The sequence below is a fragment of the Mycobacterium sp. IDUB_3 genome (assembly GCF_055419585.1).
Genome location: NZ_JBVAXZ010000001.1, coordinates 1,668,152 through 1,681,221 on the forward strand (window position 1 = coordinate 1,668,152; position 13,070 = coordinate 1,681,221).

The window sequence follows — 13,070 nt, forward strand, 5'->3', positions numbered from 1 at the left end:
CGGGCTGCCGGTATCGGCTCAGACGGCGATCTGGTGGTGGCGGGTCTGATTACCCCCACACCGCTTCGCTTCGTACATCGCGGTGTCGGCGTGGGCGACCAACTGGTGAAACGAGTGCTCGGCATAATCCGAGACGACGCCGCCCAGCGCCAGGGTGGCGATTCCGACGCTGGCGGTCACGGCCGCGTCCACCGTGGCCACGGCTTCGCAGAGCTGTCGCCCCCAGGATGGCAACTGTTCGCTCGTCACGATGTCGGCGACCAAAAATTCTTCCCCGCCGACACGACCGACGATGGAGGTCTCGCCGGACGCGGTGGTCAGGGTGCCGGCCACCGCGATCAGCGCTTCGTCGCCGGCGGCGTGCCCGCGGGTGTCGTTGAGTTCTTTGAAGCGGTCAAGGTCGACCATGGCCACCGCCAGGTGCATGTGATGGGCGCCGGCGAGCATCCGGCCCACGATCGCCCGGTCGCAGGCCCTGCGGTTCAGCAGCCCGGTCAGCGGGTCGCGGTTGGCGCGCAGCAGGTCGAGCCACAGCGCCCGTACCACGACCTGGATGGCGAGCGGAACGACCACGTTGAGTTCCAGCACCAGGAAGTAACCGGTGAACGCCAGCACCGCCTGTCCGGTAGCGGCCAGACGCACCGCCTGCCAGGCCGCGATCGCGCTGGCCATCAGGAAGTTCAGCACCATGAGCCTGGCCGTGTGGAAGAACGCGATGTAGCCGCCCGTCACCGCCATCGCCGAACATGCCATCAACCCGATGAGCGGCTGGGGTTGCCACAGGCAACCGCTGCCGATGGACACGGCACCGGTCATGATGTAGAAGACGGACTGGCGCCGGGTGGGCCACCCGCTCAACCACAGCGCCGTCATGCCCAGCCCCAGGATGGCGGCGACGACCGAAACCGTCAGCGCCACACGCGGATACATCGGGGCGGGCCCGTACAACACGTTGACCGGCACCAGCACCAGGGAGGCCGCCACCACTGCCAGAACCCTGCGGGTGGGGGTGCTGAGCCCGTGGGCCTGCAAATAGCCTGTCAGCCAATCGAAATGGTCGTCTTGGCGCCACCAAGTCGACAGCCACGTCATCCATTCGCCTTTCCCCGAACTCGCTCACCCCGTCGAGTCACATTTCCAGAGTCAGTGAGCCGGATCACAGTAAATACCATCGGGCGCGCTAAAAATCTCGAATCAACCAGAAAAGGGCGCCGGATGGCGAGCCGCCCTACGGCCCCATTCCGTCGCCTCCGGCCCGTCCCACGACGATGTCGCTTTTCCGCCAGTTTTGTCGGCGGGCGGGTGTAAGTCTGGAACCGTGCACGACGACTTCGAACGCTGCTACCGCGCCGTCCAGTCCAAGGACGCGCGATTCGACGGCTGGTTCGTCACCGCGGTGCTGACCACTGGCATCTACTGCCGGCCCAGCTGCCCGGTGCGGCCGCCGTTCGCCCGTAACGTGCGGTTTTACCCGACCGCCGCGGCCGCTCAACGTGCCGGCTTCAGAGCCTGTAAGCGGTGCCGCCCCGACGCGTCCCCGGGGTCCCCGGAATGGAACGTGCGCGGCGACGTCGTGGCGCGAACGATGCGCCTGATCGCCGACGGAACCGTGGACCGTGAAGGTGTCGGTGGCCTGGCCGCTCGCCTCGGTTACACGACCCGGCAGCTGGAGCGGCTGTTGCAGGCCGAGGTTGGCGCAGGCCCACTCGCGCTGGCCCGCGCGCAACGGGCACAGACCGCCCGGGTGTTGATCGAGACCACGGAGCTGCCATTCGGCGACGTCGCATTCGCCGCCGGCTTTTCCAGCATTCGCCAGTTCAACGACACCGTTCGCTCGGTCTTCGAGAACACTCCGAGCGCTCTGCGCCAACGCGCGGCGACACGTTCCACCTCGGCCCCGAATTCGCCTGGCACCGTGTGCCTTCGGCTCCCGGTGCGCACGCCGTTCGCCTATGCCGGTGTGTTCGGTCACTTGGCAGCGGGCACGGTGCCCGGTTGCGAGGAGGTCCGCGACGGCGCGTATCGGCGCAGTCTGCGCCTCCCGTTCGGCAACGCGATCGTCAGCCTGACCCCCGCCATCGATCACGTGCGGTGCGTCCTCGTGCTCGACGACTTCCGCGACCTGACAACGGCTATCGCGCGCTGCCGTCGACTGCTGGACCTCGATGCCGACCCGGAAGCGGTGGACGAGGCACTGGGTGGGGACGCCGAGTTCTGCGCCGTCGTGGCCAAGGCGCCGGGACAGCGGATTCCCCGTACCGTCGACGAAGCCGAACTCGCGGTGCGCGCGGTGCTGGGCCAGCAGGTGTCCACCAAGGCGGCGAGCACCCACGCGGGCCGCCTGGTCGCGGCCTACGGGCAGCCGATCAACGATCCCGAGGGCACGTTGACGCACACCTTTCCGTCCGTCGAGCAGCTCGCGGATATCGACCCCATCCACTTGGCGGTGCCCAAGTCCCGGCAACGGACGCTAAGCGCTCTGGTCGCCGGCCTCGCCAACGGCAGTGTCGTGCTGAGTCCCGGCTGCGACTGGGAAAGTGCCCGAGCGCATATGCTCGCGTTGCCCGGCGTGGGCCCCTGGACCGCGGAGGTGATCGCGATGCGCGGCCTCGGTGATCCCGACGCGTTTCCCGCGAGCGATCTGGGCCTGCGCCTGGCCGCCGACCAGCTGGGCATGCCGTCCGACGAGCGCTCCCTGATCGCGCGCAGTGCTCAGTGGCGACCCTGGCGTTCGTATGCCACCCAATACCTTTGGACCACCCTCGAGCATCCGGTAAACCAATGGCCGCCGCAGGAGGTCGCATGACCGAATACCGCACCATCGACAGCCCGATCGGGCTGCTGACCCTGGCCGGCCACGGCTCGGTGCTGACGAATCTCCGAATGGTCGACCAGACCTACGAACCGAGCCGCACCGGCTGGTCACCGAACCCGCGGGCGTTCGGCGAGGCCGTCGAACAACTCGGCGCGTATTTTGCCGGCGAGCTGACGCATTTCGATGTCGAGCTCGACCTGCGAGGCACCGAATTTCAGCGCCGAGTATGGCGGGCGCTGCTGAGCATTCCGTATGGCGAAACCCGCTCGTACGGTGAAATCGCCGCGCAGATCGCGGCACCGGGCGCCGCCCGCGCCGTCGGGCTGGCCAACGGCCACAACCCGATCGCCATCGTCGTTCCCTGCCATCGCGTCATCGGCGCCAACGGAAGTCTCACCGGCTTCGGCGGTGGGCTCGGCCGAAAGCGCACATTGCTCGAATTGGAAAAGCAACGGGAGAATCTGACACTATTCGATTAATTGCGAATGCAAAAACACCCCCGTTGCCGGGGGTGTTTTTGTGTATGTTCGGCGGTGTCCTACTTTTCCACCCGTATGGGCAGTATCATCGGCGCTGACAGGCTTAGCTTCCGGGTTCGGAATGGGACCGGGCGTTTCCCTGTCGCTGTGGCCGCCGTAACTCTATTTAAATTTGTTTGGTGGGGGGTGTGGCATTCGCGACATTACTGCCGTGAATTGGATTGTGGTTGCGATTGTGTGTTGGTAAGTTTTCGGCCGGTTAGTGCCAGTTCCCTGCACCCATTACTGGGCTTCCAGGTCTGGCCTATCGAACCCGTAGTCTGCGGGGGGCCTTATCCCTCTAAAAGGGTGAGAAACCTGATCTTGGAGAAGGTTTCCCGCTTAGATGCTTTCAGCGGTTATCCTGTCCGAACGTGGCTATCCAGCCGTGCCCCTGGTGGGACAACTGGTATACCAGAGGTTCGTCCGTCCCGGTCCTCTCGTACTAGGGACAGGTTTCCTCAAGTTTCTGACGCGCGCGGCGGATAGAGACCGAACTGTCTCACGACGTTCTAAACCCAGCTCGCGTGCCGCTTTAATGGGCGAACAGCCCAACCCTTGGGACCTGCTCCAGCCCCAGGATGCGACGAGCCGACATCGAGGTGCCAAACCATCCCGTCGATATGGACTCTTGGGGAAGATCAGCCTGTTATCCCCGGGGTACCTTTTATCCGTTGAGCGACACCCCTTCCACTCAGAGGTGCCGGATCACTAGTCCCGACTTTCGTCCCTGCTTGACTTGTAAGTCTCGCAGTCAAGCTCCCTTGTGCACTTACACTCAACACCTGATTGCCGTCCAGGTTGAGGGAACCTTTGGGCGCCTCCGTTACATTTTAGGAGGCAACCGCCCCAGTTAAACTACCCGCCAGGCACTGTCCGTGAACCCGATAAGGGTTCGACGTTAGGTGTCCAATACGATCAGAGTGGTATTTCAACAACGACTCCATACAAACTGGCGTCTGTATTTCACAGTCTCCCACCTATCCTACACAAACCGTACCGAACACCAATACCAAGTTGTAGTGAAGGTCCCGGGGTCTTTTCGTCCTGCCGCGCGTAACGAGCATCTTTACTCGTAGTGCAATTTCGCCGAGTCTATGGTTGAGACAGTTGGGAAGTCGTTACGCCATTCGTGCAGGTCGGAACTTACCCGACAAGGAATTTCGCTACCTTAGGATGGTTATAGTTACCACCGCCGTTTACTGGGGCTTAAATTCTCCGCTTCACCTTACGGTTAACGGGTCCTCTTAACCTTCCAGCACCGGGCAGGCGTCAGTCCGTATACATCGTCTTGCGACTTCGCACGGACCTGTGTTTTTAGTAAACAGTCGCTACCCACTGGTTTCTGCGGCCGAATCCCGCTCCCACCGCAAGGGTGTTCACGGTATTCCGGCCCCCCTTCTCCCGAAGTTACGGGGGCATTTTGCCGAGTTCCTTAACCATAGTTATCTCGTACGCCTTGGTATTCTCTACCTGACCACCTGTGTTGGTTTGGGGTACGGGCCGTGTATGTGCTCGCTAGAGGCTTTTCTTGGCAGCAGAGGATCACCGAATTCGCCTCAATCGGCTATGCATCACCTCTCGGGATTAATGAGCGACGGATTTGCCTATCGCTCTCCCTACAGGCTTGCCCCAGTATTACCACTGACTGGTACGGCTACCTTCCTGCGTCACCCCATCGCTTGACTACTACCAGCGAAGTTCCCACGCAGCCCCGAAACTCCATGCCCCCGAAGGGGAATGGTCGATCCGGTTTTGGGTGGTTAGTACCGCTGATTCATCAGGGACGCCTATACACGGGTACGGGAATATCAACCCGTTGTCCATCGACTACGCCTGTCGGCCTCGCCTTAGGTCCCGACTCACCCTGGGCGGACTGGCCTGGCCCAGGAACCCTTGGTCTTACGGCGGGCAAGGTTCTCACTTGCCTTATCGCTACTCATGCCTGCATTCTCACTCCCCCATCCTCCACCACCGGTTACCCGGAGGCTTCGCTGAATGAGGGACGCTCCCCTACCCACATCCACCGTACGGTGGATGTGCCGCGGCTTCGGCGGTGTGCTTGAGCCCCGCTACATTATCGGCGCATAATCACTTGACCAGTGAGCTATTACGCACTCTTTCAAGGGTGGCTGCTTCTAAGCCAACCTCCTGGTTGTCTCTGCGACTACACATCCTTTTCCACTTAGCACACGCTTAGGGGCCTTAGCCGGCGATCTGGGCTGTTTCCCTCTCGACGTACGGAGCTTATCCCCCGCCGTCTCACTGCCACGCTTTACACCACGGCATTCGGAGTTTGGCTGACGTCAGTAACCTAGTAGGGCCCATCGGCCATCCAGTAGCTCTACCTCCGTGGTGAACCACGCAACGCTGCACCTAAATGCATTTCGGGGAGAACCAGCTATCACGGAGTTTGATTGGCCTTTCACCCCTACCCACAGCTCATCCCCTCAGTCTTCAACCTAAGTGGGTTCGGGCCTCCACGCGGTCTTACCCGCGCTTCACCCTGGCCATGGGTAGATCACTCCGCTTCGGGTCCAGAACACGCCACTACACCCCAAAGGGGATGCGCCCTATTCAGACTCGCTTTCGCTGCGGCTACCCCGCACGGGTTAACCTCGCGACGTGTCCCTGACTCGCAGGCTCATTCTTCAAAAGGCACGCCATCACCCCACGAAGAGGCTTTGACGGATTGTAGGCACACGGTTTCAGGTACTATTTCACTCCCCTCCCGGGGTACTTTTCACCATTCCCTCACGGTACTAATCCGCTATCGGTCATCGAGAAGTATTTAGGCTTACCGGGTGGTCCCGGCAGATTCACAGCAGATTCCACGGGCCCGCTGCTACTCGGGAGTTGATACAAGGTAGGTGACGGGTTTTCGCGTACCGGGCTCTCACCGTCTACGGCAGGCCATCCCAGGCCATTTCTGCTAACCACGACACTTTCTGACTACCCCTCAGCCAGGTAGAGCTGAGACATATCAATCCCACAACACCGCGCACACAACCCCTACCCGGTTATACATGCGTGCGGTTTAGCCTGTTCCGCGTTCGCTCGCCACTACTGACGGAATCACAATTGTTTTCTTCTCCTACGGGTACTGAGATGTTTCACTTCCCCGCGTTACCTCCCGCACCCTATATATTCAGATACGGGTAACACGACATCACTCGTGCTGGGTTTCCCCATTCGGAAATCCTCGGATCAATGCTCGGTTGACAGCTCCCCGAGGCATATCGCAGCCTCCCACGTCCTTCATCGGCTCTCGATGCCAAGGCATCCACCATGCGCCCTTAAACACTTACTTACACACAAAAACCAAAGAAGAAATTACACATTTCGATGAACACGCCGGCCACGAAGGACCACGCGTTCATCTAGATGCTCGCAACCACTATCCAATACTCAAACACCACACCCCACCACCAAGATGGAGGGACTCCACACGGTTCGACCGAGTGTTGTCTCAGGGCCCAATAGTGTGTCTGGCAATCATTTTGCTGTTGTGCACCCGGTTTTCGTCCACTACAGACGAGAACCCCTCACGGCTCGCACTCCACCAATTGGAGTGCTTTTCGTGGTGCTCCTTAGAAAGGAGGTGATCCAGCCGCACCTTCCGGTACGGCTACCTTGTTACGACTTCGTCCCAATCGCCGATCCCACCTTCGACAGCTCCCTCCAAAAGGTTAGGCCACTGGCTTCGGGTGTTACCGACTTTCATGACGTGACGGGCGGTGTGTACAAGGCCCGGGAACGTATTCACCGCAGCGTTGCTGATCTGCGATTACTAGCGACTCCGACTTCATGGGGTCGAGTTGCAGACCCCAATCCGAACTGAGACCGGCTTTAAAAGGATTCGCTTAACCTTACGGCATCGCAGCCCTTTGTACCGGCCATTGTAGCATGTGTGAAGCCCTGGACATAAGGGGCATGATGACTTGACGTCATCCCCACCTTCCTCCGAGTTGACCCCGGCAGTCTCTCACGAGTCCCCGGCATTACCCGCTGGCAACATGAGACAAGGGTTGCGCTCGTTGCGGGACTTAACCCAACATCTCACGACACGAGCTGACGACAGCCATGCACCACCTGCACACAGGCCACAAGGGAACGCCTATCTCTAGACGCGTCCTGTGCATGTCAAACCCAGGTAAGGTTCTTCGCGTTGCATCGAATTAATCCACATGCTCCGCCGCTTGTGCGGGCCCCCGTCAATTCCTTTGAGTTTTAGCCTTGCGGCCGTACTCCCCAGGCGGGGTACTTAATGCGTTAGCTACGGCACGGATCCCAAGGAAGGAAACCCACACCTAGTACCCACCGTTTACGGCGTGGACTACCAGGGTATCTAATCCTGTTCGCTCCCCACGCTTTCGCTCCTCAGCGTCAGTTACTGCCCAGAGACCCGCCTTCGCCACCGGTGTTCCTCCTGATATCTGCGCATTCCACCGCTACACCAGGAATTCCAGTCTCCCCTGCAGTACTCTAGTCTGCCCGTATCGCCCGCACGCTCACAGTTAAGCCGTGAGATTTCACGAACAACGCGACAAACCACCTACGAGCTCTTTACGCCCAGTAATTCCGGACAACGCTCGCACCCTACGTATTACCGCGGCTGCTGGCACGTAGTTGGCCGGTGCTTCTTCTCCACCTACCGTCAATCCGAGAAAACCCGGACCTTCGTCGATGGTGAAAGAGGTTTACAACCCGAAGGCCGTCATCCCCCACGCGGCGTCGCTGCATCAGGCTTGCGCCCATTGTGCAATATTCCCCACTGCTGCCTCCCGTAGGAGTCTGGGCCGTATCTCAGTCCCAGTGTGGCCGGACACCCTCTCAGGCCGGCTACCCGTCGTCGCCTTGGTAGGCCATCACCCCACCAACAAGCTGATAGGCCGCGGGCCCATCCCACACCGCAAAAGCTTTCCACCAAAAGACATGCGTCTAAAGGTCCTATCCGGTATTAGACCCAGTTTCCCAGGCTTATCCCGAAGTGCAGGGCAGATTGCCCACGTGTTACTCACCCGTTCGCCACTCGAGTACCTCCGAAGAGGCCTTTCCGTTCGACTTGCATGTGTTAAGCACGCCGCCAGCGTTCGTCCTGAGCCAGGATCAAACTCTCCAAACAAAAACTCCTCGCAGAACGAGGTGAATTCAAATCAGAGAAAATCTGACCTAACAAAAAGACACCAAAAACTGGCATCAAAATAACGGCCATACAAACACACGGGGGGTGTTTAGGTATGGCCAAAAAAACAACAACAAAATAAAAAGACCAAACACACTATTGAGTTCTCAAACAACACTTGTTTCGCCCGTTTTGGGGCAACCCTGCCAGCTTAATACAGATCCGGCAGGTAAGTCAACTCCCAATTTTGATCTTCTAGAGACCGTGTCGGGAGCAGCCGTGCCAGGCTAGTACCAATCCAGCGAGGGAGTCAAGGCCCCGCTCTCGTCCACCTTCGCGTTGGTGACCGCGCTTGTGGGGCACTGACTTTGGTTACTGTACCCGCTCGATCTCCGCTCCCAAAATCGCCAGGTTCTCCACGAACAACGGGTAGCCGCGATCGATGTGGAAGACGTCGTGGACCTCGGTGTCTCCGTCGGCGACAAGCCCAGCCAACACCAGGCCGGCGCCGGCTCGAATGTCCGAACACCACACCGGTGCGCTCGACAATTGCGGCAACCCCCGAACGACGGCGTGATGCCCGTCGGTACGCGCGTCGGCGCCAAGACGGATCATTTCTTCAACGAACCGAAAGCGTGCCTCGAACACGTTCTCGGTGATCATCGACGTGCCGTCGGCGATCGAGGCCAGCGCGATCGCCATCGGCTGCAGGTCCGTCGGGAATCCGGGGAACGGCAGGGTCGCCACGTTGACGGCCTTCGGGCGCTCGTACTGCGCCACCCGGAAGCTGTTGTCGGTTTGGGTGACGGTGGCGCCGGCGTCGTGCAGCTTGTGCAGCACCACCTGCAGGTGTGCCGGGTCGATGCCAGTCACCGTGATGTCTCCGCGGGTTATCGCAGCGGCGATCCCCCAGGTGGCGGCGACGATGCGATCCCCGATGACGCGGTGCTCGGTCGGATGCAGCTTCGGCACGCCGGTGATGGTCATCGTCGGCGAACCCGCGCCCTCGATTTGCGCGCCCATCTGGTTCAGCATCGTGCACAGATCCACGACGTCGGGCTCGCGTGCGGCGTTGTGGATGGTGGTCACGCCCTCGGCCACGACGGCGGCCATCAGGATGTTCTCGGTGGCTCCCACCGAGGGGAACTCCAGCTGAATCTCCGCCCCGCGCAACGTATCGGCTTGTGCCACCACGCATCCGTGCTCGATGTTGCATTGCGCACCGAGTTGGCGCAGGCCGGCCTGATGCATGTCCAGCGGGCGAGATCCGATCGCATCGCCGCCCGGCAGCGCGACGCGGGCGCGCTTGCAGCGGCCGACCAGCGGTCCCAGCACACATACCGACGCGCGGAACTGTCGCACCGCGGCGAAGTCGGCGTCGTACTTGGGCTCATCCGGAGAGGTGATTCGCGCAACGTCGCCGTCCAGTTCGACGGTTGCGCCCAGGCCGCGCAGCACCTCCGCCATCAGCGGCACATCAAGGATGTCGGGGCAGTTGGTGATCGTGCTGGTGCCTTCGGCCAACAGCGTCGCGGCCATCAGCTTGAGCACACTGTTTTTTGCGCCCCCTACGGCGACTTCGCCTGACAAGCGGTTGCCGCCGGTCACCACGAATCGCTCAGCCACCCGCGTCAGTCTAGTGAAGCGGTATCGGCTTGTCAGTCGGCCAACCCACACCCGAGTACGGTTTGCTCATGGCTGTACACCTGACTCGCATCTACACCCGAACCGGCGATGACGGCACCACGGGATTGAGTGACTTCTCGCGGGTATCCAAGAACGACCCTCGCCTGGTGGCGTACGCAGATTGTGACGAAGCCAACTCGGCGATCGGCGCCGCGGTCGCCGTGGGTCAGCCCGACGAGAAGCTCACGGGTGTGCTGCGGCAGATCCAGAACGATTTGTTCGACGCCGGCGCGGATCTGTCGACTCCCGTGGTCGAAAACCCCGAATATCCGCCGCTGCGGGTCACCCAGCCCTACATCGATCGGCTCGAAAAGTGGTGTGACACTTATAACGAGCCGTTGCCGAAGTTGAATTCTTTTGTGCTGCCTGGTGGTTCGCCGTTGTCGGCGTTGCTGCACGTCGCCCGCACCGTGGTACGTCGAGCCGAGCGGTCGGCGTGGGCTGCGATCGACGCCGCGCCCGGGCAGGTCAACGTCCTGCCCGCGAAATACCTGAACCGCCTGTCGGATCTGCTGTTCATCCTGTCGCGCGTGGCCAACCCCGACGGCGACGTGCTCTGGAAACCCGGCGGCGAGAACGTCGGCACGTAGTCAGCCGGCAGCCCTGTGCGCCTACAGGCTGCGCCGGCGGGACCGGGGTGACGGACGCGACTCCAGCCAGGACAGGAATGCGGTCAATGCGCCCTTGTCGAAAGCGATCTCGTAGCCAGACCTGCGGTCCTGGGTCGTGTCACGCAGTTCGATGACGACGATCTCGTCGGTCATGATGTCGAACTCGTCGCCGCGCGGCGCACGCCGGGACACGATCTCCACGCCTCGCCGGCTCAGCCGCCGGTCCGGCCACAGTCGCAAACTGGAAAGCCGGTAGAACGCGGCTTCACCACCGCGGTAACGGATTACGCCGTGCCGCCAGCCATGGCCTCCGACCGCGGGAATGTCTCGCATGATCCCGGCCGTGCCGCCCTGACGCAGCTTCCACAACCGATAACTCAGCCCGATGACGGCGCTCGCCAGCACGACGACGAGCACGACCATGCCGACCATGGGCGCGCTCATCGGCGGTTAGTCGATCGCGCCGACGGCGCGCAATCTCGCGCGCCCTCTGGCGGCGATACGCGGATCGTCAGACTCAGCAGCCTCTCTGGCGGCGCTCTCGTCGATCTCCGACTCGAACTCGGCGGATTCGGCGAGGATCGTCACCGATTCCTCGGTCACGGACAGGAATCCGCCGTCGACCGCGATCCGCAGATCGTCTTCGCCTTCTCGTTCGACGCGCACCATTGCGTCGTCGACCAACTGCCCTACCAGCGGGATGTGCCGCGGCATGATGCCGATCTCGCCGACGGTGGTGCGGGTGAACAGGAACGTTGCTTCACCCGACCAGATCTTGCGGTCGACGGCGACTATCTCAACGTTCAATTCAGCCATGCCACGAGCCTTTCAGAGCCTGTTCGCTCACGCCTCAGGATTCCAGTTTGGCGCCAAAGCCTTCGGCCTTCTTCGCCAGGTCGTCGAGGCCACCGATCAAGAAGAACGCCTGCTCCGGGACGTGGTCGAAATCGCCCTTGGTCAGGCGGTCGAACGCCTCGATGGTCTCCTTCAGCGGCACCGTCGAGCCCGGCTGCCCGGTGAACTGCTCGGCCGCCATCATGTTCTGCGACAGGAATCGCTCGATCCGTCGTGCACGCTGAACGAGCTGCTTGTCCTCTTCGGACAACTCGTCGATACCGAGGATCGCGATGATGTCCTGCAGGTCCTTGTACCGCTGCAGGATTCGGATGACTTCCTGGGCCACCCGGTAGTGCTCGTCACCGACGACGCTCGGGTCGAGGATGGTCGAGCTAGATGCCAGCGGGTCCACCGCAGGGAAGATGCCCTTGGAGAACACCGAACGCGACAGCTCGGTGGTGGCGTCGAGGTGGGCGAACGTCGTCGCCGGCGCCGGGTCGGTGTAGTCGTCGGCGGGCACGTACACGGCCTGCATGGAGGTAATGGACTTGCCTCGCGTCGAGGTGATGCGCTCCTGCAGCTCACCCATCTCGTCGGCCAGCGTGGGCTGGTAACCCACGGCGGACGGCATACGACCGAGCAGCGTGGAGACCTCGGACCCGGCCTGGGTGAACCGGAAGATGTTGTCGATGAAGAGCAGCACGTCCTGGCCGGCCTCGTCGCGGAACCACTCCGCCATGGTCAGCGCAGAAAGAGCCACCCGCATGCGGGTGCCGGGCGGCTCGTCCATCTGACCGAACACCAGCGCGGTGTCCTTGAGCACGTCGGCTTCTTTGAGCTCGACCCACAGGTCGTTGCCCTCACGGGTGCGCTCACCGACGCCGGCGAAAACCGAAGTACCACCGAAGTTCCGGGCAATGCGGTTGATCATCTCCTGGATCAGCACCGTCTTGCCCACACCGGCGCCGCCGAACAACGCGATCTTGCCGCCACGCACGTACGGGGTGAGCAGGTCGACGACCTTCAGACCCGTCTCGAGCATCTCGGTGCGCGGCTCGAGTTCCTCGAACGGCGGCGGCTTGCGGTGAATCGACCAGTGTTCGAAGTCTTCTCCATAGCCCGGCTTGTCGAGGCAAAGCCCCAGGGCATTGAAGACGTGGCCCTTGACCTCCTGGCCGACCGGCACGGAGATCGACTTGCCGCTGTCCGTCACCTCGACCCCGCGCACCAGGCCGTCGGTGGGCTGCATGGAAATCGTGCGAACAAGATTGTCGCCGAGGTGCTGTGCGACCTCGAGCGTGAGGGTCTTCTTGAGCTCCTCGAACGTGATCTCGGCGTTCAGCGCGTTGAACAGTTCCGGCACGGAGCCGCGTGGGAACTCGACGTCAACGACGGGGCCGGTGATTCGCACCACGCGGCCGCTGGTCTCGGACTTTGTGGACTTGTCGGTCTTTTCGTCAGTAGCAGTCATTTTCTTC

At 61.6% G+C, this 13,070-nt stretch carries 8 protein-coding genes and 3 rRNA genes; 3 read left to right on the forward strand and 8 right to left on the reverse strand.

What is annotated here, in order from left to right:
* Positions 1-18: 18 nt before the first annotated feature.
* Positions 19-1,092 (reverse strand): GGDEF domain-containing protein, encoded by a 1,074-nt coding sequence (locus ACZYVJ_RS07230; protein WP_463830387.1) that lies wholly within the window; start codon positions 1,090-1,092, stop codon positions 19-21.
* A gap of 226 nt (positions 1,093-1,318) precedes the next feature.
* On the opposite strand from ACZYVJ_RS07230, the gene ACZYVJ_RS07235 reads away from it, so the two are divergent.
* Both ACZYVJ_RS07235 and ACZYVJ_RS07240 read left to right on the forward strand, forming a co-directional pair.
* Positions 1,319-2,806: an AlkA N-terminal domain-containing protein gene (locus ACZYVJ_RS07235; RefSeq protein WP_463830388.1), complete on the forward strand. Its 1,488-nt coding sequence runs from the start codon at positions 1,319-1,321 to the stop codon at positions 2,804-2,806.
* Complete coding sequence (locus ACZYVJ_RS07240) at positions 2,803-3,294, forward strand: methylated-DNA--[protein]-cysteine S-methyltransferase (protein WP_463830389.1); 492 nt, start codon at positions 2,803-2,805, stop codon at positions 3,292-3,294. Before ACZYVJ_RS07235 ends, ACZYVJ_RS07240 begins: the two co-directional genes overlap by 4 nt.
* A gap of 46 nt (positions 3,295-3,340) precedes the next feature.
* Here the strand turns inward: ACZYVJ_RS07240 and rrf are convergent.
* From rrf to murA, 4 genes are all read right to left on the reverse strand, one after another.
* Positions 3,341-3,453, reverse strand: a 5S ribosomal RNA gene (gene rrf / locus ACZYVJ_RS07245).
* A gap of 80 nt (positions 3,454-3,533) precedes the next feature.
* A 23S ribosomal RNA gene (locus ACZYVJ_RS07250) occupies positions 3,534-6,643 on the reverse strand.
* Between the two features lie 284 nt (positions 6,644-6,927).
* A 16S ribosomal RNA gene (locus ACZYVJ_RS07255) occupies positions 6,928-8,458 on the reverse strand.
* The 16S, 23S and 5S rRNA genes sit together here, the layout of an rRNA operon.
* 372 nt (positions 8,459-8,830) lie before the next feature.
* Positions 8,831-10,084 carry a UDP-N-acetylglucosamine 1-carboxyvinyltransferase gene (gene murA, locus ACZYVJ_RS07260; protein ID WP_463830390.1) on the reverse strand — a complete coding sequence of 418 codons (1,254 nt, stop codon included), beginning with the start codon at positions 10,082-10,084 and terminating at the stop codon, positions 8,831-8,833.
* Positions 10,085-10,152: 68 nt separating this feature from the next.
* On the opposite strand from murA, the gene ACZYVJ_RS07265 reads away from it, so the two are divergent.
* Positions 10,153-10,734, forward strand: coding sequence for a cob(I)yrinic acid a,c-diamide adenosyltransferase (locus ACZYVJ_RS07265; protein WP_463830391.1), 582 nt, complete (start codon positions 10,153-10,155; stop codon positions 10,732-10,734).
* Between the two features lie 21 nt (positions 10,735-10,755).
* Here the strand turns inward: ACZYVJ_RS07265 and ACZYVJ_RS07270 are convergent, their stop codons facing one another.
* From ACZYVJ_RS07270 to atpD, 3 genes are read right to left on the reverse strand one after another with little or no spacing between them, the layout of a single operon-like run.
* Positions 10,756-11,199, reverse strand: coding sequence for a DUF2550 domain-containing protein (locus ACZYVJ_RS07270; RefSeq protein WP_463830392.1), 444 nt, complete (start codon positions 11,197-11,199; stop codon positions 10,756-10,758).
* A 6-nt stretch (positions 11,200-11,205) separates the two neighbouring features.
* Positions 11,206-11,571: a F0F1 ATP synthase subunit epsilon gene (locus tag ACZYVJ_RS07275; protein ID WP_007773895.1), complete on the reverse strand. Its 366-nt coding sequence runs from the start codon at positions 11,569-11,571 to the stop codon at positions 11,206-11,208.
* 34 nt (positions 11,572-11,605) lie between these two features.
* The gene (gene atpD, locus ACZYVJ_RS07280) at positions 11,606-13,063 is read right to left on the reverse strand and encodes a F0F1 ATP synthase subunit beta (RefSeq protein WP_463830393.1); all 1,458 of its coding nucleotides are present in this window, start codon (positions 13,061-13,063) and stop codon (positions 11,606-11,608) included.
* Positions 13,064-13,070: the final 7 nt, after the last annotated feature.

Excerpts from the sequence above, each read along its gene's own strand:
- ACZYVJ_RS07230 (WP_463830387.1), bottom strand. The coding sequence starts at position 1,092 with ATGACGTGGCTGTCGACTTGGTGGCGCCAAGACGACCATTTCGATTGG.
- ACZYVJ_RS07240 (WP_463830389.1), top strand. The coding sequence starts at position 2,803 with ATGACCGAATACCGCACCATCGACAGCCCGATCGGGCTGCTGACCCTG.
- ACZYVJ_RS07265 (WP_463830391.1), top strand. The coding sequence starts at position 10,153 with ATGGCTGTACACCTGACTCGCATCTACACCCGAACCGGCGATGACGGC.
- ACZYVJ_RS07270 (WP_463830392.1), bottom strand. The coding sequence starts at position 11,199 with ATGAGCGCGCCCATGGTCGGCATGGTCGTGCTCGTCGTCGTGCTGGCG.
- ACZYVJ_RS07275 (WP_007773895.1), bottom strand. The coding sequence starts at position 11,571 with ATGGCTGAATTGAACGTTGAGATAGTCGCCGTCGACCGCAAGATCTGG.
- atpD (WP_463830393.1), bottom strand. The coding sequence starts at position 13,063 with ATGACTGCTACTGACGAAAAGACCGACAAGTCCACAAAGTCCGAGACC.